This window comes from Streptomyces sp. NPDC001020, from assembly GCF_053599115.1.
Genome location: NZ_JBSFLQ010000029.1, coordinates 85294 through 104718 on the forward strand (window position 1 = coordinate 85294; position 19425 = coordinate 104718).

Sequence of the window (19425 nt, forward strand, 5' to 3'; positions counted from 1 at the left end):
CGCAAAGCGGACCATCCCCCAGGTGAGGGGGGCGAATGTCTCCTAGCGGACCCCCACGTCGAGGGTGCGGGAGGATGTGCCAAAGTTGCCACGTCCGCCCTGTCAGCACGTACCGTACGGCAACACAGGTGGGGACCAGGTGGGGTAGCGGGAAGGGGCAGCCGGTTTTGACCACGCAGGCACCGCGGGCGGCGCAGGCCGTGACCCTGCCCGCCTCGCTGGAGGAGGCCGTGGCGGCGCTCGCTGCCATGCCGGCCGCCGTTCCCGTGGCGGGCGGCACCGACCTCATGGCCGCAGTCAACTCCGGTCAGTTGCGGCCTGCCGCGCTGGTCGGGCTCGGCCGTATCAGCGAGATCCGCGGCTGGCAGTACCAGGACGGCCACGCACTGCTCGGCGCCGGCCTCACCCACGCCCGCATGGGTCGCCCCGACTTCGCCGCGCTCATCCCCGCCCTCGCGGCGGCGGCACGCGCGGCCGGACCTCCGCACATCCGCAACGCGGGCACCCTCGGCGGCAACATCGTCTCGGCCGCGCCCACCGGAGACGCGCTTCCGGTGCTGGCCGCCCTGGAGGCCACGCTGGTCATCGCGGGCCCCGGCGGCGCCCGCCGGGAGATCCCGGTCTCGCACCTGCTCGCGGGCATGGAGATGTTGCGCGCCGGTGAACTCGTCGGCTACGTACGCGTTCCGCTGCTGCACGCCCCCCAGGTCTTCCTGAAGGCGACCGGACGCACCGGCCCGGGGCGCGCGATCGCGTCCGTGGCGCTCGTCCTCGACCCGGCCCGGCGCGGGGTGCGCTGTGCGGTCGGCGCCATAGCGCCGATGCCGCTGCGGCCTCTGGAGGCCGAGCAGTGGGTCGCCCAGTTCATCGACTGGGACAACCGCGCGATCGACCCCGAGGTGCTCGCCGCCTTCGGGCAGTACGTCGCCACGGCCTGCATCCCTGATCCGGACCCGGCTCAGGACGGCACCGCACAACAGCTTCCGCCCGCCGTACTGCACCTGCGGCGCACCGTCGCCGCGCTGGCCCGACGAGCACTGGGGAGGGCACTGTCGTGACCGACGACCAGCACCGGGAAGGCGTCGCCCAGGAGGGCGCGCACGGCTCCTGGGAGCGGCTGCCCCAGGGGGACTACGACGACGGAGCCACGGCCTTCGTCCAGCTTCCCGAGGGCGGTATAGACGCCCTCCTCGCCTCCGACAGTCCGCTGGCCGCGCCGGGCCATGGCTTCGTGCCCCCGTCGTTCACCCCGGCCGCCGACGCCGGCACCGACCCGGCGGCCGACGGCGCCTGGACCCCGCCCGCCGGGAACGTCCAGTGGCCCGACGCGAACACCGCCCACCGGCAGGGGGCGGACGACCGGTTCACCTACGACCCCGGCGCGACCGGACAGTGGACCTTCGAGGAGGCCACGCCCGCGGGGCAGGAGCCCCCCGCCGGTCATGACGTCACCGGACAGTGGTCGATCCCCGTGGCGGACGGCGATCTGCCGGACGAATCGGGCGAGTTCACCACGTCGTCGCTGGTCGACCAGTGGGGCGGCACCTCGCCCGTCACCCTGCCGGGCGGCGCGCCCGCGCCCTGGGCGACGGACGCGGCCGGACAGCCGTGGGCGGACGCCACGGGGGAGGCGGCCGCGCAGACGCCCGCCGAGGTCCCGGAGCCGTCCGGCGGGCCGTACGAGGACACGCCGGCCGGTGGCGCTCCCCAGGCACCCCCGGCTGACCATGAGCCGTCCGAGCCCGAGCCCGCCGCCCCGGCCGACGCCGAGGAGACGCAGGCACTTGCACCGGCCGTCGCTGATCCCGTACCCGCCCCGGACCCCGCACCGGCCGCCGCCGATCCCGGCCCGGCACCGGAGGCGGACGCGAACGAGCCGGAGCCCGAGCGGGATCCCGGGTCCGAGCAGGCTCCCGCCCCCGGGCCCGTGCTCGACGAACACCCCCTGGCGTCGTACGTTCTGCGGGTCAACGGAGCCGACCGACCCGTCACCGACGCGTGGATCGGCGAGTCGCTGCTGTACGTGCTGCGCGAGCGGCTCGGCCTCGCCGGGGCCAAGGACGGCTGCTCGCAGGGCGAGTGCGGGGCCTGCAACGTCCAGGTCGACGGCCGGCTCGTCGCCTCCTGCCTGGTGCCCGCTGTCACCGCCGCGGGCAGCGAGGTGCGTACGGTCGAGGGCCTCGCCGTCGACGGACAGCCCTCGGACGTGCAACGGGCGCTTGCCGAGTGCGGCGCCGTGCAGTGCGGTTTCTGCATCCCCGGGATGGCGATGACCGTGCACGACCTGCTGGCGGGCAACCCCGCGCCCACCGAACGGGAGACCCGCCAGGCACTGTGCGGCAACCTGTGCCGTTGCTCCGGCTACCGGGGGGTGCTCGACGCGGTGCGCGAGGTCGTCGCCGAACGCCGGGCGCACACCGAGGACGAGCCGGAGCGGAACGCCGACGAGGCCCGCATCCCGCACCAGGCGGCCCCTGGGGCGGGCGGTGTCCACCCCGCCGCGTTCGACGACGCGGCCCTGAACGAGCACCCGTACGGCCAGGACGGAGGCCAGGCGTGAGCCACGAAGCCGCCACCGCGAGCACCGCAGCGGCCGTACCCGCCCCCGAGCCGCTGCCGCACGGCCTCGGCACCTCCCTGCCGTCCGCCGATGCCCGCGCCAAGACCGAGGGAACCTTCCCGTACACGGCCGACCTGTGGGCCGAGGGCCTGCTGTGGGCCGCCGTGCTGCGCTCGCCGCACCCGCACGCGCGCATCGTGTCCATCGACACCGGACACGCGCGCGAGATGCCTGGCGTCCGGGCCGTCGTCACCCATGAGGACGTGCCCGGCAGCCCGCTCCACGGCCGCGGCACCGCCGACCGCCCGGTGTTCGCCTCCGACGTCGTACGCCACCACGGGGAACCGATCGCCGCCGTCGCCGCCGACCACCCCGACACCGCGCGCATGGCCGCCGCCGCTGTCATCGTCGAGTACGAGGTGCTCGACCCGGTGACCGACCCGGAACAGGCCTTCGAGGCCGAACCGCTGCACCCCGACGGCAATCTGATCCGTCACATCCCGCTGCGCCACGGCGATCCGGACGCGGTCGGCGACATCGTCGTCGAGGGCCTGTACCGCATCGGCCGCCAGGACCCCGCCCCGATCGGCGCGGAGGCCGGTCTCGCCGTGCCCCGGCCGGACGGCGGGGTCGAGCTGTACCTCGCCTCCACCGACCCGCACACCGACCGCGACCGGGCCGCCGAGGTCTACGGCCTGGAGCCCGAGCGGGTGAAGATCGTCGTCACCGGGGTGCCCGGCGCCACCGCCGACCGGGAGGACCAGGGCTTCCAGCTCCCGCTCGGACTGCTCGCCCTGCGGACGGGATGCCCGGTCAAGCTGGCCGTGACGCGCGAGGAGTCCTTCCTGGGGCACGTCCACCGCCACCCCACCCTCCTGCGCTACCGCCATCACGCGGACGCCGAGGGCAGTCTGGTGAAGGTCGAGGCGCAGATCCTGCTGGACGCGGGCGCGTACGCGGACACCTCCTCGGAGGCGCTCGCCGCCGCGGTGTCCTTCGCCTGCGGCCCGTACGTCGTCCCGAACGCCTTCATCGAGGGCTGGGCCGTCCGCACCAACAACCCGCCCTCGGGCCATGTGCGGGGCGAGGGCGCGATGCAGGTGTGCGCGGCGTACGAGGCCCAGATGGACAAGCTCGCCAAGAAGCTGGGCCTGGACCCGGCGGAGCTACGGCTGCGCAATGTCATGGCGACCGGTGACGTCCTGCCGACGGGCCAGACGGTGACCTGCCCGGCACCGGTGGCCGAACTGCTCGAGGCCGTACGGGACCACCCGCTGCCCCCGCTGCCCAAGGACACTCCCGAGGAGGAGTGGCTGCTGCCGGGCGGGCTCGAGGGCGCGGGCGAACCGGGCGCCGTACGCCGCGGTGTCGGCTACGGCCTCGGCATGGTCCACATGCTCGGCGCGGAGGGTACGGACGAGGTTTCCACCGCCACCGTGAAGGTCCAGGACGGTGTGGCCACGGTGCTGTGCGCGGCCGTCGAGACGGGGCAGGGCTTCACGACGCTGGCCCGGCAGATCGTCCAGGACACGCTCGGTATCGACGAGGTGCACGTGGCCCCGGTCGACACGGACCTGCCGTCGGCGGGCGCGGGCTGCCGCAGCCGCCACACCTGGGTGTCGGGCGGCGCGGTGGAACGCGCGGCGAAGATGGTCCGCGCGCAACTGCTGCAACCACTCGCACACAAGTTCGGCATGTCGACCGAGCTGCTGCAGATCACCGACGGCAAGATCACCTCGTACGACGGCGTGCTGTCGACCACGGTCACCGAGGCGCTGGACGGCAAGGAGCTGTGGGCCACGGCGCAGTGCCGCCCGCACCCGACCGAACCGCTGAACGAGACGGGTCAGGGCGACGCCTTCGTGGGGCTCGCGTTCTGCGCGATCCGCGCCGTGGTGGACGTGGACGTCGAGATCGGTTCGGTACGGGTCGTGGAGGTGGCGCTGGCGCAGGACGTGGGCCGGGTGCTGAACCCGGCGCAGCTCGCCGCGCGCGTGGAGGCCGGCGTCACCCAGGGCGTGGGCATCGCGCTCACGGAGAACCTGCGCACGGCACGCGGCCTGGTCCGCCATCCCGACCTGACGGGCTACTCCCTCCCGACGGCCCTGGACGTGCCCGACATCCGGATCGTCAAGCTGGTGGAGGAACGGGACGTGGTCGCGCCCTTCGGGGCGAAGGCGGTCAGCGCGGTGCCCGTGGTGACCTCCCCGGCGGCGATCGCGTCGGCGGTACGCGCGGCGACGGGCCGCCCGGTCAACCGCCTGCCGATCCGTCCGCAGGCGGCGGTGGTGACGACCCAGTAGGCGCCGGGGGAGTCGAGACGACCACGGCACCGCGTGGGGACTGTCGACACCGTTCACCATGACGCCGGGTACGGCGAGGGGCGTAGGACCAAGGTCCTCACTGGTCACCGTCCCCCGACAGGAGCCAATGCGGGCTGGACGCCTTACTCTGACCGGCATGGCTGCCCTCGAACCACGCGACAGCGACAGCGATGTCGCCGACGCCCTTCCCGTCCCCGTCGACGGCCTCGCCGACGACCGAACCGGAGTCCTGAGCCGTCCCTACCGTGCGCTGAGCATCGGTGTCGTCACGGTCGTCCTGCTCATCGCCTTCGAGGCGACGGCGGTCGGCACGGCGATGCCGGTGGCCGCTCGGGAGCTGGACGGGGTGTCGCTGTACGCCTTCGCGTTCTCCGGGTTCTTCACGACGAGCCTGTTCGGCATGGTGCTCGCCGGGCAGTGGTCGGACCAGAGGGGCCCGCTGGGTGCGGTGACCGCGGGGATCGCCTCGTTCGCGGCCGGGCTGGTGCTGGCCGGGACGGCGGGCACGATGTGGGTGTTCATCGCGGGGCGGGCCGTGCAGGGTTTCGGCGGCGGGCTGGTGATCGTCGCGCTGTACGTCGTCGTCAGCCGGGCCTACCCCGAGCGGCTGCGCCCGGCGATCATGGCGGCGTTCGCGGCGGCCTGGGTCGTCCCGTCGATCGTCGGCCCCCTCGCCGCGGGTGCGGTGACCGAGCACTTCGGCTGGCGCTGGGTGTTCCTCAGTATCCCGGTGCTCGTGGTGTTCCCGCTGGCGACCGCCCTGCCGCAGATACGGCGGCGGGCGTCAGGACCGGTGGGGGAGGGCACCCGGGAGGGTGCCCGGCAGGGCTCCTTCGACCGGCGGCGCATCCGGCTCGCCCTCGGCATCTCGCTCGGCGCCGGGCTGCTGGAGTACGCCGCGCAGGACCTGCGGTGGCTGTCCTTGTTGCCCGGGGTTGCGGGTGCCGCGCTGCTGGTACCGGCCGTACGGGGGCTGCTGCCGCACGGCACCTACCGGGCGGCGCGCGGGCTGCCGTCCGTGGTGCTGCTGCGTGGGGTCGCGGCGGGTTCGTTCATCGTCGCGGAGTCCTTCGTGCCGCTGATGCTCGTCACCCAGCGCGGGCTCTCCCCGACGCTGGCCGGGTTCTCGCTCGCGGCGGGCGGGCTGACCTGGGCACTGGGTTCGTGGGTGCAGTCCCGGCCGCGCCTGGCGCCCCACCGGGAGCGGCTGATGACGTTCGGCATGGTGCTCGTGACCGCGGCCATCGTCGCCGCGCCCAGCGTGCTCATCCACTCCGTCCCGGTGTGGACCCTCGCCGTCGCCTGGGCGTTCGGCTGCCTCGGCATGGGCCTGGTCATCGCCTCCACCAGCGTGCTGCTGCTCCAGCTGTCCGCCCCCGAGGAGGCCGGTAACAACTCCGCGGCCCTGCAGATCTCCGACGCCCTCTCCAACGTCCTCCTCCTGGCGGCGGGCGGCGCGGCCTTCGTCGCGCTGGGCGGCGGCACGGTGGCCCACACGACGGTGAAGGCCGCCGGCTCCACTCATCCGGCCGCGTTCGCGGCGGTGTTCCTGGCGATGGCGGGGGTGGCGCTGGTGGGGGTCTGGGTGACGCGGCGGGTACTGGTTCGTTCCTGAGTGGTACCACTGTGACCCCACCCGGGCGGTACCGTTTGGGTATGGCTATGAATCTTCGTCTGCGTGACGACCAGACCGAAGCACTGAAGCGGCGCGCCGAGGAGGAGGGCGTCAGCATGCACGCCATCGTGCTCAGGGCCGTGGACGACTATCTGGCCAGGACGGCTCACGAGGCCCTGGTCCGGAAGGCCGCCAAGGAACAGACCGCCAAGTGGGCCGAACTGCTGGAGCGGCTCAAGTGACGTGCATCTATCTGTCGGCCGAGGATGTCCTGGCCATCGCCGAGCAGGCGGTGGACGACCAGGACATCGTCGTGCGGGACGCCGGTCTGCTGGGGTCGGCCGTCCACCGGCCCTCGGCCTCGATGGTCGGGCAGGAGGCGTACACCGACCTGTTCGGCAAGGCGGCGGCACTCCTGCAGTCGCTGATCGTCGACCGTTCCTTCGCCGACGGGAACAAGCGGGTGGCCTGGGCGTCCTGTGCCGTCTTTCTGGCCCTCAACAACGTGCAACTGCGCCCCGCCATCGACGCGGCCGAGCGACTGGTCACCGACGTGGCGACGGGCGCCCTGGACGAGGTCGAGGTGATCAGCGAGGCGCTGCGGCAGCTCGCCGAACAAGACGTGTGACCTGAGTCCCATCCCCGAGCGACCCCGCGCCGTTCGCACCGGGGCACCACCGGGCCGCCGGTAGGGTGGCCCGGTTGTCATACGTAGCCGAGCCCAGCACGACGAACCGGAGACCGTGACTACTACAGCCTCCACTTCCCACCACCTCTCTCCCGCCTTCCCCGGCCGCGCCCCCTGGGGCACCGCCAGCAAGCTGCGCGCCTGGCAGCAGGGCGCGATGGAGAAGTACATCCAGGAGCAGCCCCGGGACTTCCTGGCGGTCGCCACCCCCGGCGCCGGCAAGACGACCTTCGCGCTGACGCTCGCGTCCTGGCTGCTGCACCACCACGTGGTGCAGCAGGTGACCGTGGTCGCGCCGACCGAGCATCTGAAGAAGCAGTGGGCGGAGGCGGCCGCCCGGGTCGGGATCAAGCTCGATCCCGAGTACAGCGCGGGGCCGCTCGGCCGGGAGTACCACGGCGTCGCCGTCACCTACGCGGGCGTCGGCGTCCGGCCCATGCTGCACCGCAACCGCGTCGAGCAGCGCAAGACCCTGGTCATCCTGGACGAGATTCACCACGCCGGTGACTCCAAGTCCTGGGGCGAGGCCTGTCTTGAGGCGTTCGAGCCCGCGACCCGCCGGCTCGCCCTCACCGGTACGCCGTTCCGGTCCGACACCAATCCCATCCCGTTCGTGGCCTACGAGGAGGGGAACGACGGGATCCGGCGGTCCGCCGCCGACTACACCTACGGGTACGGGTCCGCGCTCGCCGACAACGTCGTGCGGCCCGTCATCTTCCTCTCCTACAGCGGCAACATGCGCTGGCGCACCAAGGCGGGCGACGAGATCGCCGCCCGGCTCGGCGAGCCCATGACCAAGGACGCCGTCAGCCAGGCCTGGCGCACCGCCCTCGATCCGCGGGGCGACTGGATGCCGAGCGTGCTGCGCGCCGCCGACCAGCGGCTGACCGAGGTCCGCAGGGCCATCCCGGACGCGGGCGCCCTCGTCATCGCCAGCGACCAGGAGTCGGCCCGCGCCTACGCCAAACTCATCCGCGAGATCACCGGGCACAAGGCGACCCTCGTCCTGTCCGACGACACGGGCGCCTCCGACCGCATCGACGAGTTCAGCGGCAGCACCGACCGCTGGATGGTCGCGGTGCGCATGGTGTCCGAGGGCGTCGACGTGCCCCGGCTTGCCGTCGGGGTGTACGCGACGACCATCTCCACCCCGCTGTTCTTCGCCCAGGCCGTCGGCCGCTTCGTACGGTCCCGGCGGCGCGGCGAGACCGCGTCCGTCTTCCTGCCCACCGTCCCCGACCTGCTGACCTTCGCCAACGAGATGGAGGTCGAGCGCGACCACGTCCTGGACAAGCCGAAGAAGGACGGCGAGGAGGACCCCTACGCGGAGGAGGACAAGCTCCTCCAGGAGGCCGAGAAGCAGCAGGACGAGGACACCGGCGAGCAGGACATGCTGCCGTTCGAGGCGCTGGAGTCCGACGCCGTCTTCGACCGGGTCATGTACAACGGCGCCGAGTTCGGCATGCAGGCCCACCCAGGCAGCGACGAGGAGCAGGACTACCTCGGTATCCCGGGCCTGTTGGAGCCGGATCAGGTGCAGTTGCTGTTGCAGAAGCGGCAGGCCCGGCAGATCGCGCACAGCCGCAAGAAGCCCGACGCGGACGCCGACCTGCTCGAACTGCCCGCCGAGCGGCGGCCGGTGGTCACCCACAAGGAACTGCTGGAGCTGCGCAAGCAGCTCAACACGATGGTCGGCGCGTACGTCCACCAGAGCGGCAAGCCGCACGGTGTCATCCACACCGAACTGCGCCGCGTGTGCGGCGGCCCGCCGAGCGCCGAGTGCACCGCCGGCCAGCTGCGCCAGCGGATCGCCAAGGTCCAGGAGTGGGCCACGCGTATGCGGTGACGCCGGGTGCCGTGCCCGAGCCGGTGCCGGGTTATGGCGGGACGCTTCCGCCCTTCGGGGGCGGGGCGTCGCCGCGTCCCCGGAGGAGGTGCGCGATGCTACGGCCCGCGCCCCTTTTCCGGGGGCGCGCCCCCGAACATATCCGCGCAAAACGAAGTAGTCCGTACCGGCCGCTGACCGGATTCTGGACGGAGCCTTTCGCTGAGCGAACCGGCTCGCTACTGTCACGCTACGCACACGCCCCGTGGCAGCGTCGCCGCGGAGCGCAGCCGTGCAGCGACTCAGTCCGGGACCCACCCGGGCCGTCAGCCGATCGGTGGCCTCTGGCGCGTCGCCGACGTGACCCGGCGGCGTATCCGCCGTGAGGAGGCAGCCGACCTCACCACTGAAGGAGTGGGTGTCGTGGCCGCGGAGACCTCCCAGACACTCGATCGGGGCCTCAGGGTTCTCAAGCTGCTCGCCGACACCGACCACGGACTGACCGTCACCGAGTTGTCCACCAAACTCGGCGTGAACCGGACCGTGGTGTACCGGTTGCTCGCCACCCTGGAGCAGCACTCCCTCGTCCGTCGCGATCTGGGTGGCCGAGCCCGGGTCGGGCTCGGTGTGCTGCGCCTGGGCCGCCAGATGCATCCACTGATACGGGAGGCCGCCCTGCCCGCGCTGCGGGCGCTCGCCGAGGACCTCGGGGCGACCGCGCACCTCACGCTGGTCGACGGGGCGGAGGCACTGGCCGTCGCCGTGGTCGAACCGACGTGGACCGACTATCACGTGGCCTACCGCGCCGGGTTCCGGCATCCGCTCGACCGGGGGGCCGCAGGCCGTGCGATCCTCGCGGCCCGCCGGCAGTCGGTCACCGAGCCCGGATACATGTTCACCCACGGGGAGTTGGAGACGGGCGCCAGTGGGGCGGCGGCGCCGCTGCTGGGGGTGACGGGGGTCGAGGGCAGCGTCGGCGTGGTGATGCTCTCGGACTCGGTACCGGACAAGGTGGGGCCGCGGGTGATGGACGCGGCGCGGGAGGTGGCCGAGGCGCTGCGCTGACCGCCCCGCGGTCACCCGTACTCAATTCCGTTCGCACGCCCCCTACTTCGGCCCGCCGTGGCGGGGCAGACTCGACCCATGACAGCAGAGACGGCCCTGTCCTCCGTCCGGGAACGGGCGGCGCGGCTCGCGGACGAGGCCGCCCGCGCCGCGGGCGTGCGCCTGCGTACCGTGGGCGACGTCACCGGCATCGCCGCCGTGGCCGACTTCTTCAGCGACGTCTGGCGGACCCCGCGGCAGGCCCCGCCCCTGCCCGCGGAGGAACTGCACAGCCTGGTGCACGCCGGCGGGGCCGTGCACGCCGCGTACACCGCCGACGGGGACCGGCTCGCCGGGGCCTGCGTCGCCGTCTTCGGACCGCCCGCCGCCGCGGACGCGTACTCCCTGGTGGCGGCGGCCGACCACGGTGTCGGGTACGCCGTGAAGCAGGCGCAGCGCGTCTGGGCCCTGGAGCACGGCGCCCGCACCCTGCGCTGGACCTTCGATCCGCTGGTGGGGCGCAACGCCCGCTTCAACCTGGCCAAGTTGGGTGCGACCGCCACGGAGTACCTGATCGACTTCTACGGTCCGATGGCCGACGGTGTGAACGACGGCGACGAGAGCGACCGGCTGACCGTGAGCTGGGACCTGACGGCGTTCCGGCGGCCGTACGGGAGCGACGATCGCGTCGCCGCGCCCCGGGCTCCCGACTCCGCTGGAGAAGCGAAGACCCCCACGGCCCCCGACGGCGGTCCGCTCGCCCGGCGTGCCCGCGACGGACGCCATCTGTGGTGCCGCGTTCCCGGCGACATCGTCGCCCTGCGTGCCGCCGACCCGGCCCTCGCCCTTCGCTGGCGGCGCGCCGTCCGGGGCGTCCTCGCGGAGGCCTTCGCCGAGGGGTTCCGGGCGACGGGCATGTCCCGGGACGGCTGGTACACGCTCACGCGCCCCGGTGAAAACCCGGCTCCCTCCCGGTAGGGCCCGTACAGGACTGACCGGCGCCTGGCCCGAGGGCACCCTCGCGTTAGATTGATCCCGTGCTCTCTCGCCTCTCGCGCCCCAAGGCCGTCGCCCTCTGCGCCCTGCCCGTCGTGGCCCTGCTCGCCACGGCGGCGTCCGCGCCGCTGCCGTTCTCCGTGGCCCAGCCCGGCACGACGGCCAACGTCCTCGGCGAGAACAAGGGAACCCCCGTGATCACGATCAGCGGGGCGCCCACTCGCACGACCCGAGGCCAGTTGCGGATGACGACGATCGTGGCGACGGGCCCCGACGTGAACGTCTCCCTCGGCGATGTGATCGACGGCTGGTTCCGCACGGACCGTGCGGTGATGCCGCGCGACGCGGTCTACCCGAGCGGCAACAACGTCAAGGAGATCGAGCGGCACAACATGGCGCAGATGAAGCAGTCCCAGGACGCGGCGACCCGGGCGGCGCTGAAGTACCTGGACCTCAGTGACAAGGACGTCAAGGTCACCCTGAAACTGGCGGACGTCGGCGGCCCCAGCGCGGGCCTGCTGTTCACGCTCGGCATCATCGACAAGCTGCACGGCGACGGCGCCGGCGGCGACCTCACGGGCGGCCGCACCGTAGCCGGCACTGGCACCATCGACGCGTCCGGCCGCGTGGGCCCGGTCGGCGGGGTGGCCCTCAAGACACAGGCCGCGCACCGCGACGGCGCGAGTGTCTTCCTGGTCCCGAAGGCGGAGTGCTCCGACGCGAAGGCGGAACTGCCGAAGGGGCTGCGCCTGGTCCCGGTGACCACGTTGAAGGGCGCGGTCGACGCCCTGGTGGCCCTGGAGAAGGGGAAGGGTCCGGTACCGAGCTGCTAGCGCCCGGGCACTAGTGCCGCGGCACTAGCAGGCGACCGGCCGAGGTGCGGTGGCGATCCGCAACCCGACCTCGACGAGGGTCCAGCCGAAGCGTATGCGCAGGTCGCGGGGTTGTTTGGCCTCGTCGGCGAGGCGATGGGCGACGGCCTGGGCGCGGAGGTCGGCGGCGTGGGTGTGGTGCAGGGCGAGCTGGGTCTCGGGGTGCATCGGTGGTGCCTTTCAGTCCGTGGTGATCGGGAAGGCGTGCGTGTGGAGCCGTACCTGTGCGGCCTGCGGGTCGTTCTCCACGGCGGCCAGATCGCGGTACTCGTCGACGAGGGCGTGCATCTTCAGAATGAGTTCGCGGGTGAGCTCCGGCGTCAGCCGTAGCGTCGCGCTGCTCATGTCGAAGGTGTGGCTCCATTCCTCCGGCCAGGCCTGGCGGTTGCCCAGCCAGGTCGACAGATCGCGGGTCTGCTTGGTCGCGACCTCGTGGAAATAGAGGTCGGTGGCACCGCGCACCTCCGGGTTCTCGTCCTGGAGCAGGGACTCGTCGAAACTCAGACCCCGGTGGACCGCCTTCCACCACCGTTCCCGGCCCTTGCCGTGTTCCGGCGCGTCCTCCACGAAGCCGTGCGCGGCGAGCTGGCGCAGGTGGTAGCTGGTCGCTCCGCTCGACTCCCCGAGTTTCTGGGCCAGTTGGGAGGCGGTGGCAGGCCCGCCGAAGCGCAGGGCGTCGAGCAGCCGCATCCGCAGTGGGTGTGCGAGTCCGCGCAGCGAGCGGGCGTCGAGACTGCGGACCTGTGAGTCCTGGGGCTCGTTCATGGGTACAAAGATAGTGTTGCAAAGGATCTGTTGCAACAACTTCTTTGCAACCAACTCTTTGGACCAGTCGGTCCGTTGGTGCCACGGCGTCCCGACTACGCCCTCTCCGGGTCCTGTGCCGCCTGCTCCACCAGCGGGATGATCCGCAGCGGGACGGCGTTCTCCATGACGATCGCCGTGGAGGCCCGGACGATGCCGTCGAAACCGACGACCCGGTCGATCACGCGTTGGAGGTCCGCGTTCGACCGGGCGACCAGCCGGCACAGCATGTCCCCGGTGCCGGTGGTGGTGTGCAGTTCGAGCACCTCCGGGACGGTCGCCAGATGGGCCCGTACGTCCGCCCCCTGCCCCTGCCGGATCTGCAGCGTCGCGAACGCCGTGACCGGATAGCCGAGTGCCGTCGGGTCCACCTGCGGCCCGAAACCGCGGATCACCCCCTTCGACTGAAGCCGGTCCAGGCGTGCCTGCGCGGTGCCGCGCGCCACCCCGAGCCGCCTGGACATCTCCAGCACTCCGATCCGCGGCTCCTGCGCCAACAGCACGATGAGCCGGGCGTCCAGATGATCGATCGCCATACCGCGCTCCTTGATGGTCATCCTGTACAGATCGCCCGCTGATTCGGGCACTCGGCTGAACGGATTGTCCAGCCGATGTGCAAACTATTGCGCACCTTGCGGACCCGGGCGAGGCTGCCGTTATGACGCAGACCACACAGCAGACCCCCGGTACCGCGCGTGAGGCAGACCCCTTCCCGGTCAAGGGAATGGACGCCGTCGTCTTCGCCGTGGGCAACGCCAAGCAGGCGGCGCACTACTACTCCACCGCCTTCGGCATGCAGCTGGTCGCCTACCGCGGTCCGGAGAACGGCAGCCGCGAGACCGCGAGTTACGTGCTGGAGAACGGCTCCGCCCGTTTCGTCTTCACCTCGGTCATCAAGCCCGCCACCGACTGGGGCAACTTCCTCACCGAGCACGTGGCCGAGCACGGCGACGGCGTGATCGACCTCGCCATCGAGGTCCCGGACGCGCGCGCCGCGTTCGCCTACGCGGTCGAGCACGGCGCCCGTCCGGTCACCGAGCCGTACGAGCTGAAGGACGAGCACGGCGTCGTCGTCCTGGCCGCGATCGCCACGTACGGGAAGACCCGCCACACCCTGGTCGAGCGCACCGGCTACGACGGTCCCTACCTGCCCGGCTACGTCGCCGCCGACCCGATCGTCGCCCCGCCCGCGCGCCGCACCTTCCAGGCGATCGACCACTGCGTCGGCAACGTCGAGCTCGGCCGCATGAACGAGTGGGTCGGCTTCTACAACAAGGTCATGGGCTTCACGAACATGAAGGAGTTCGTGGGCGACGACATCGCGACCGAGTACAGCGCGCTGATGTCCAAGGTCGTCGCCGACGGGACGCTCAAGGTCAAGTTTCCGATCAACGAGCCCGCCGTCGCCAAGAAGAAGTCGCAGATCGACGAGTACCTGGAGTTCTACGGCGGCGCGGGCGTCCAGCACATCGCGCTCAACTCGAACGACATCGTCGAGACGGTACGGACGATGCGGGCGGCCGGAGTGGAGTTCCTCGACACCCCGGACTCGTACTACGACACCCTCGGCGAATGGGTCGGCGACACCCGCGTCCCCATCGACACCCTGCGCGAACTGAAGATCCTCGCCGACCGCGACGAGGACGGCTATCTGCTGCAGATCTTCACCAAGCCGGTCCAGGACCGTCCGACGGTCTTCTTCGAGATCATCGAGCGCCATGGCTCCATGGGCTTCGGCAAGGGCAACTTCAAGGCCCTGTTCGAGGCGATCGAGCGGGAGCAGGACAAGCGCGGCAACCTGTAGCGCACTCTGTGGGTTCAGGGCGGTGCGGTGACCTGACCGCACCGCCCGGCGGGCGCCTCGCGGTGACGGGGTTCACATCCCCGCGCCCGGGTGCGACGCTTTGATCATGAGCCGTATCGAAGCCCCGCGCGACGAAACCACCGGCGCTCTCCTCGACCGCCTCCGCTCCGGTCTGCCCGCCGAGGCCGTCCTCACCGACCCCGACATCACAGCCTCGTACGCGAACGACATGGCGAGCTTCTGCGCGGCCGGCACCCCGGCCGTGGTCGTGCTGCCACGCACCGTCGAACAGGTCCAGCACGTCATGCGGACCGCCACCGAGTTGCGTGTGCCGGTCGTCCCGCAGGGCGCCCGCACCGGCCTGTCGGGCGCGGCCAACGCCTCCGACGGCTGCATCGTGCTCTCGCTGACGAAGATGGACCGGATCCTGGAGATCAACCCGGTCGACCGCGTCGCAGTCGTCGAACCCGGCGTCATCAACGCCACGCTCTCCCGCGCGGTGAACGAACACGGCCTCTACTACCCGCCGGACCCCTCCAGTTGGGAGACGTGCACCATCGGCGGCAACATCGGCACGGCCTCCGGCGGACTGTGCTGCGTCAAGTACGGGGTGACGGCCGAGTACGTCCTCGGCCTCGACGTGGTCCTCGCCGACGGCCGCCTGATGTCCACCGGCCGCCGTACGGCCAAGGGCGTCGCCGGCTACGACCTCACCCGGCTCTTCGTCGGTTCCGAGGGCTCGCTCGGCATCGTCGTACGCGCGATCCTCGCGCTCAAGCCGCAGCCGCCCCGGCAACTGGTCCTCGCGGCCGAGTTCGCCTCCGCGGCGGCCGCCTGCGAGGCCGTGTGCCGGATCATGGACGGGGGGCATGTGCCGTCCCTTCTCGAACTGATGGACCGCACGACGGTCAAGGCCGTCAACGAGCTGGCGCACATGGGCCTGCCCGAGTCCACCGAGGCGCTCCTGCTCGCCGCCTTCGACACCGCGGACCCGGCGGCGGATCTCGCCGCCGTCGGCGCGTTGTGCGAGGCCGCGGGCGCCACCCAAGTGGTACCGGCCGACGACGCGGCCGAGTCCGAACTCCTCCTCCAGGCGCGGCGGTTGTCGCTGCCCGCGCTGGAGGCGAAGGCGGGCACGACGATGATCGACGACGTGTGCGTGCCACGCTCGAAGCTCGGCGAGATGATCGAGGGCGTCGAACGCATCGCGGAGAAGTACCGGCTCACCATCGGCGTCTGCTCCCACGCCGGCGACGGCAACACCCACCCGGTCGTCTGCTTCGACGCGCAGGACCCCGACGAGTCCCGGCGCGCCCGAGAGTCCTTCGACGAGATCATGGGCCTCGGTCTGGAACTGGGCGGCACGATCACCGGCGAGCACGGCGTGGGCGTCCTGAAGAAGGAGTGGCTGGCGCGCGAGATCGGCCCGGTGGGCGTGGAGATGCAGCGCGGGGTCAAACAGGTCTTCGACCCGCTGGGCATCCTCAATCCGGGCAAGCTCTTCTGATCCGTCACGGCTCGTTCGGCGTCCTTCGGGCGGGGGCGGTGCGTGCGCGGTGTCGCCCGGAAAGGGGTGGGTGCGGGCGGACTGCCCATGGCGGGCGCGCGGGTCTGATAGATGTGGAGGCCAACACAACCCCCCGAGCAGATACGGGACGACGGACATGAGCGCCCCTACTCCGGCACCCGGTGACGACAGGCCCCGCGAGGGGTACTACCCGGACCCGTCCATTCCTGGATATGTCCGGTACTGGAACGGCGCCGCCTGGGTGCCGGGCACAAGTCGGCCGGCGCCCAGCGACGGCCGACCGCTGTCCCCGCCGCCCGGTGCCCAGCCCGCGCAGCCCTCGGTGGAGGAGACCGGTCCGCACTTCTTCGACGAGGACCCGGTCGACGAGCCCGGCCGGGCGAACCCGGCCGAGGCCCCGCACGACAGTCGCCCGGAGCCCGCCTCGGCCTGGGCTGCCGAGCGCTCCCGGCAGTCCGGCTTCGGCGGCGACCAGGACCACCGGGTGGCCTGGGGCGCACCCCAGGGCGTCGACCCGCGGCTCCCCCTCGCCGGCGGCTCCGACGGCACCGCGCCGCGTAGAGACGACCCCGCGACGGCCCCACCCGCCGACTCCGCGGCCGGGACCGGCGCTTCCCCGTCCTCGGACGGCACGTTCGTGTTCCGCCGGCCGAGGCTCGGCGAGGGGGCCGGCACCAGGGGCCCCGTCTCCTCCGAGGGCACCATGAAGTTCCGTGCGCTCTCCCCGCGCACGGGGGAGCAGGTCGGGAGCACGGAGGCGGCCGGTTCCGGTACGGGACAGCCCGCCGCCGCGCTTACGACGAGCCCCCCGGCCGCGGCCCACCCGGCGCCGGGCCTGGCACCCGAGGCACCGGACCCCGCCCCGCGGCGGACCACCCCAGCGCCGGCGCAGCCGTCCGTCCCCGCGACAGGACTGCCCCCGCAGCAGCCCGCGCCCGGCGTCCCCCATCAGTCGGCCGCTCCCGGCCCCGCCCAGCCGCCCGCCGCCACACCCGGGGCCACGGGTCCCGGCGGCGGCCAGGCCTCCTGGGCGCAGCAGGTGCAGCACCTCGCGAGTCCCGGTACCGACGGCGACCGGCCCGTCGCACCGTGGAAGCCGCCCGTGGAGGATCCGTTCCAGGCGGCCGCCCGCGCACAGGCGGCGGCCCGTCCCGCGGGCCTGGGCAAGCGGCTGGTCGCCCGGCTGCTCGACACCCTGGTCCTGGCGGCGGTCACGGGCGTGGCGGCCGTACCGCTGGGTACCAAGGCGATCGACCATGTCAACGCCGAGATCGACGCGGCCAAACTGTCCGGGCAGACCGTCACGGTGTGGTTGCTCGACGGCACGACCTCGGTCTACCTCGCCATCGTGCTCGCCGTGCTCCTCGGCTTCGGCGTCCTCTACGAGGTGCTGCCCACCGCCCGGTGGGGCCGCACGCTCGGCAAGAAGCTGTGCGGCCTTCAGGTGCGGGACATCGAGGGCCACGAGCCGCCGGGCTTCGGCCGGGCGCTGCGCCGCTGGCTCGTCTACAGCGTCCCCGGCCTGCTGATCGTCGGCGTCGTCGGTGTTCTGTGGTGCCTGTTCGACCGCCCCTGGCGCCAGTGCTGGCACGACAAGGTGGCACACACGTTCGTGGCGGACTGACCCGGACGGACGTGTACGGATGCGGAGCCGGAGGGTTCGCGGTCGACTCGGGCCATGAGCACCGAACCGCCGCCCCCCGGCTCAGAGGGCCACCCGGACGACGACCCGTCCAGAAGACGGCAGCCCTCGCCGTTCGAGGGCGACACATCCGGTTCCGCCCAGGGCCCGTCACACGGCGATGAGCCTCCGCCCGGTGGTGAGCCTCCCTATGGGAGCCGGCCTCCGCGCGCCGGTGGGCCGCCCGGTGGTGACCAGCCTCCGCCTGGTGGATGGCCGCCCCACGGGAGTGAGCCTCCTCCCGGCGGCGAGCCCTCACCCGGTGGGCTGCCGCCCTATGGCGCGCCTCCGCCGGGTGGTCAGCCTCCGTACGGCGCGCCTCCGCCGGGTGGTCAGCCTCCGTACGGCGCGCCTCCGCCGGGTGGTCAGCCTCCGTACGGCGCGCCTCCGCCCGGTGGTCAGCCCCCGTACGGCGCGCCTCCCCCTGGTGCCGGTGGCCCGTACAACGGCAGGGACCCCCTCGCCGGAATGCCCCCGCTGGCCGACAGCGGCAAGCGCGTGCTCGCTCGGCTCATCGACATGGTCATCGTCGGGGTGGTCGTCTGGCTGCTGTCCATGACGTTCCGCACCGCTGACTACAGCGTCAACTCCGACACGCTCCAGACCGGCAAGTCCATCGGGCAGTCGGTGATCGCCGCCATCCTCTACATCGGCTACGACACCTTCATGATCAGCAGGTCGGGACAGACGTTCGGCAAGAAGCTGCTGAAGATGCGGGTGGCCAACCTTGCCGACGGCTCCACCCCCTCTCTGCAGACCTCGCTGATCCGCGCGGCGGTGCTGTGGCTCCCGTTCGCGTTCTGCTGCGCCTGCGTCTGGACCATCATCTGCGGCGGCTGGAGCTTCTTCGACAAGCCCTACAAGCAGGGCCTGCACGACAAGGCGGCCAAGACGGTGGAGGTCAGCACGCAGTGACGGGGCGCTGAGCGCCAGGGCGGTGGTGTGGACGCGACCCGCCGGGCCCGTGCGTCAGGGGCCCGCCGGTTCACTTACGGACTCGGCGCGGGAGGCGGACCCGACGGACGCCCTCGGGCGCCCGGCCGCGGCGGGCGTCTCGTCGGCGGACCGCCCGGCTGCGGCCGGCACGGACTTCGGCAAGGGGACCGTCATGGCGACGAGCAGCCCGAGCGCGAGCGCGGCAAGGGCGATCACGGCGATGCCGAGGCCCGAACTCGTCTGTGACAGCAGCAGCATGGCGAGGGTGGAGAAGATCACGGTGCAGGAACCGTAGGCGAGCTGTGCGGCAGTCGGACGAGGCATGGCCATTCCTCGGGGTGGGGTGGCCTCCTCCCCGTGCCTCACGCCATGGGGGAGGAAGCGGGCAACTATGGGGTATGTCGTACGCAAGTGACCTGGCTGCGAATCGTGGGGTGACAACGGTGTCGGCAGGGCAATCCATCGCCATTCCAACGGTTCGCCTGTCGACTCTATTCGCCTGCATGCCCGAGCGGAACAGGTGGTAAGCGTGACCTAACCCACGGTGCCGATGCATGGGGGGCGCATGGAGTCATGCAGTCCACCGACCGGACGTATGCGCGCGCCGGTTGACAGGTGATTATGCCGCTCGTTCAAGCGGACCTCCGTTACCCCTAGACGAGTCTTTCCGAATGCCTGCGGGCATGAGGCGAGGGTGGTCAAGATCCGTTTGTGACGACGAACATGACCACCCTCGTGACCGCACTGT

18 protein-coding genes are annotated in these 19425 nt (G+C 72.1%); 14 read left to right on the plus strand and 4 right to left on the minus strand.

Annotated features, from left to right (window positions below; all coding sequences use genetic code 11):
* The first annotated feature begins 167 nt into the window (after positions 1-167).
* From ACWDEX_RS25535 to ACWDEX_RS25580, 10 genes are all read left to right on the plus strand, one after another.
* A complete protein-coding gene (locus ACWDEX_RS25535; protein WP_450466292.1) occupies positions 168-1058 on the plus strand; it encodes an FAD binding domain-containing protein in 891 nt (296 codons plus the stop codon).
* Entirely contained in the window at positions 1055-2560 is a 1506-nt protein-coding gene (locus ACWDEX_RS25540; RefSeq protein ID WP_450466293.1) for a 2Fe-2S iron-sulfur cluster-binding protein, read from the plus strand. The genes ACWDEX_RS25535 and ACWDEX_RS25540 overlap by 4 nt, the downstream gene beginning before the upstream one ends.
* On the plus strand, positions 2557-4863 hold the full coding sequence (locus tag ACWDEX_RS25545) for a molybdopterin cofactor-binding domain-containing protein (protein ID WP_450466294.1): 2307 nt from the start codon (positions 2557-2559) through the stop codon (positions 4861-4863). The genes ACWDEX_RS25540 and ACWDEX_RS25545 overlap by 4 nt, the downstream gene beginning before the upstream one ends.
* Positions 4864-5020: 157 nt before the next feature.
* Positions 5021-6499, plus strand: a complete 1479-nt coding sequence (locus tag ACWDEX_RS25550) for an MFS transporter (RefSeq protein WP_450466296.1) — start codon at positions 5021-5023, stop codon at positions 6497-6499.
* 41 nt (positions 6500-6540) lie between these two features.
* Entirely contained in the window at positions 6541-6741 is a 201-nt protein-coding gene (locus ACWDEX_RS25555; RefSeq protein ID WP_450466297.1) for a ribbon-helix-helix protein, CopG family, read from the plus strand.
* On the plus strand, positions 6738-7127 hold the full coding sequence (locus tag ACWDEX_RS25560) for a type II toxin-antitoxin system death-on-curing family toxin (protein ID WP_450466298.1): 390 nt from the start codon (positions 6738-6740) through the stop codon (positions 7125-7127). Before ACWDEX_RS25555 ends, ACWDEX_RS25560 begins: the two co-directional genes overlap by 4 nt.
* A gap of 115 nt (positions 7128-7242) precedes the next feature.
* A complete protein-coding gene (locus ACWDEX_RS25565) occupies positions 7243-9033 on the plus strand; it encodes a DEAD/DEAH box helicase (RefSeq protein ID WP_450466299.1) in 1791 nt (596 codons plus the stop codon).
* Between the two features lie 402 nt (positions 9034-9435).
* Positions 9436-10077: an IclR family transcriptional regulator gene (locus ACWDEX_RS25570; protein ID WP_450466300.1), complete on the plus strand. Its 642-nt coding sequence runs from the start codon at positions 9436-9438 to the stop codon at positions 10075-10077.
* A 78-nt stretch (positions 10078-10155) separates the two neighbouring features.
* Entirely contained in the window at positions 10156-11034 is an 879-nt protein-coding gene (locus tag ACWDEX_RS25575) for a chorismate synthase (RefSeq protein ID WP_450466302.1), read from the plus strand.
* A 59-nt stretch (positions 11035-11093) separates the two neighbouring features.
* Positions 11094-11885: a S16 family serine protease gene (locus tag ACWDEX_RS25580; protein WP_450466303.1), complete on the plus strand. Its 792-nt coding sequence runs from the start codon at positions 11094-11096 to the stop codon at positions 11883-11885.
* Between the two features lie 24 nt (positions 11886-11909).
* Here ACWDEX_RS25580 and ACWDEX_RS25585 read toward each other — a convergent pair whose 3' ends face one another.
* From ACWDEX_RS25585 to ACWDEX_RS25595, 3 genes are all read right to left on the minus strand, one after another.
* Positions 11910-12092 (minus strand): hypothetical protein, encoded by a 183-nt coding sequence (locus ACWDEX_RS25585; protein ID WP_450466304.1) that lies wholly within the window; start codon positions 12090-12092, stop codon positions 11910-11912.
* Between the two features lie 12 nt (positions 12093-12104).
* Entirely contained in the window at positions 12105-12689 is a 585-nt protein-coding gene (locus ACWDEX_RS25590; protein WP_450466305.1) for an ArsR/SmtB family transcription factor, read from the minus strand.
* 95 nt (positions 12690-12784) lie between these two features.
* Positions 12785-13264: an Lrp/AsnC family transcriptional regulator gene (locus ACWDEX_RS25595; protein ID WP_450466306.1), complete on the minus strand. Its 480-nt coding sequence runs from the start codon at positions 13262-13264 to the stop codon at positions 12785-12787.
* Between the two features lie 122 nt (positions 13265-13386).
* Between ACWDEX_RS25595 and hppD the strand changes: the two genes are divergently transcribed.
* From hppD to ACWDEX_RS25615, 4 genes are all read left to right on the plus strand, one after another.
* Positions 13387-14532, plus strand: a complete 1146-nt coding sequence (hppD, locus tag ACWDEX_RS25600) for a 4-hydroxyphenylpyruvate dioxygenase (protein WP_450466307.1) — start codon at positions 13387-13389, stop codon at positions 14530-14532.
* A gap of 100 nt (positions 14533-14632) precedes the next feature.
* On the plus strand, positions 14633-16039 hold the full coding sequence (locus tag ACWDEX_RS25605) for an FAD-binding oxidoreductase (protein WP_450466308.1): 1407 nt from the start codon (positions 14633-14635) through the stop codon (positions 16037-16039).
* Positions 16040-16196: 157 nt separating this feature from the next.
* Complete coding sequence (locus ACWDEX_RS25610) at positions 16197-17684, plus strand: RDD family protein (protein ID WP_450466310.1); 1488 nt, start codon at positions 16197-16199, stop codon at positions 17682-17684.
* 324 nt (positions 17685-18008) lie between these two features.
* Entirely contained in the window at positions 18009-18656 is a 648-nt protein-coding gene (locus ACWDEX_RS25615) for an RDD family protein (protein WP_450466326.1), read from the plus strand.
* Positions 18657-18710: 54 nt separating this feature from the next.
* On the opposite strand, the gene ACWDEX_RS25620 is transcribed toward ACWDEX_RS25615, so the two are convergent.
* A complete protein-coding gene (locus ACWDEX_RS25620; protein WP_450466312.1) occupies positions 18711-19001 on the minus strand; it encodes a hypothetical protein in 291 nt (96 codons plus the stop codon).
* Positions 19002-19425 lie beyond the last annotated feature (424 nt).

Excerpts from the sequence above, each read along its gene's own strand:
- ACWDEX_RS25590 (WP_450466305.1), bottom strand. The coding sequence starts at position 12,689 with ATGAACGAGCCCCAGGACTCACAGGTCCGCAGTCTCGACGCCCGCTCG.
- ACWDEX_RS25550 (WP_450466296.1), top strand. The coding sequence starts at position 5,021 with ATGGCTGCCCTCGAACCACGCGACAGCGACAGCGATGTCGCCGACGCC.
- ACWDEX_RS25595 (WP_450466306.1), bottom strand. The coding sequence starts at position 13,264 with ATGGCGATCGATCATCTGGACGCCCGGCTCATCGTGCTGTTGGCGCAG.
- ACWDEX_RS25575 (WP_450466302.1), top strand. The coding sequence starts at position 10,156 with ATGACAGCAGAGACGGCCCTGTCCTCCGTCCGGGAACGGGCGGCGCGG.
- ACWDEX_RS25620 (WP_450466312.1), bottom strand. The coding sequence starts at position 19,001 with ATGCCTCGTCCGACTGCCGCACAGCTCGCCTACGGTTCCTGCACCGTG.
- ACWDEX_RS25585 (WP_450466304.1), bottom strand. The coding sequence starts at position 12,092 with ATGCACCCCGAGACCCAGCTCGCCCTGCACCACACCCACGCCGCCGAC.
- ACWDEX_RS25610 (WP_450466310.1), top strand. The coding sequence starts at position 16,197 with ATGAGCGCCCCTACTCCGGCACCCGGTGACGACAGGCCCCGCGAGGGG.
- ACWDEX_RS25555 (WP_450466297.1), top strand. The coding sequence starts at position 6,541 with ATGGCTATGAATCTTCGTCTGCGTGACGACCAGACCGAAGCACTGAAG.
- hppD (WP_450466307.1), top strand. The coding sequence starts at position 13,387 with ATGACGCAGACCACACAGCAGACCCCCGGTACCGCGCGTGAGGCAGAC.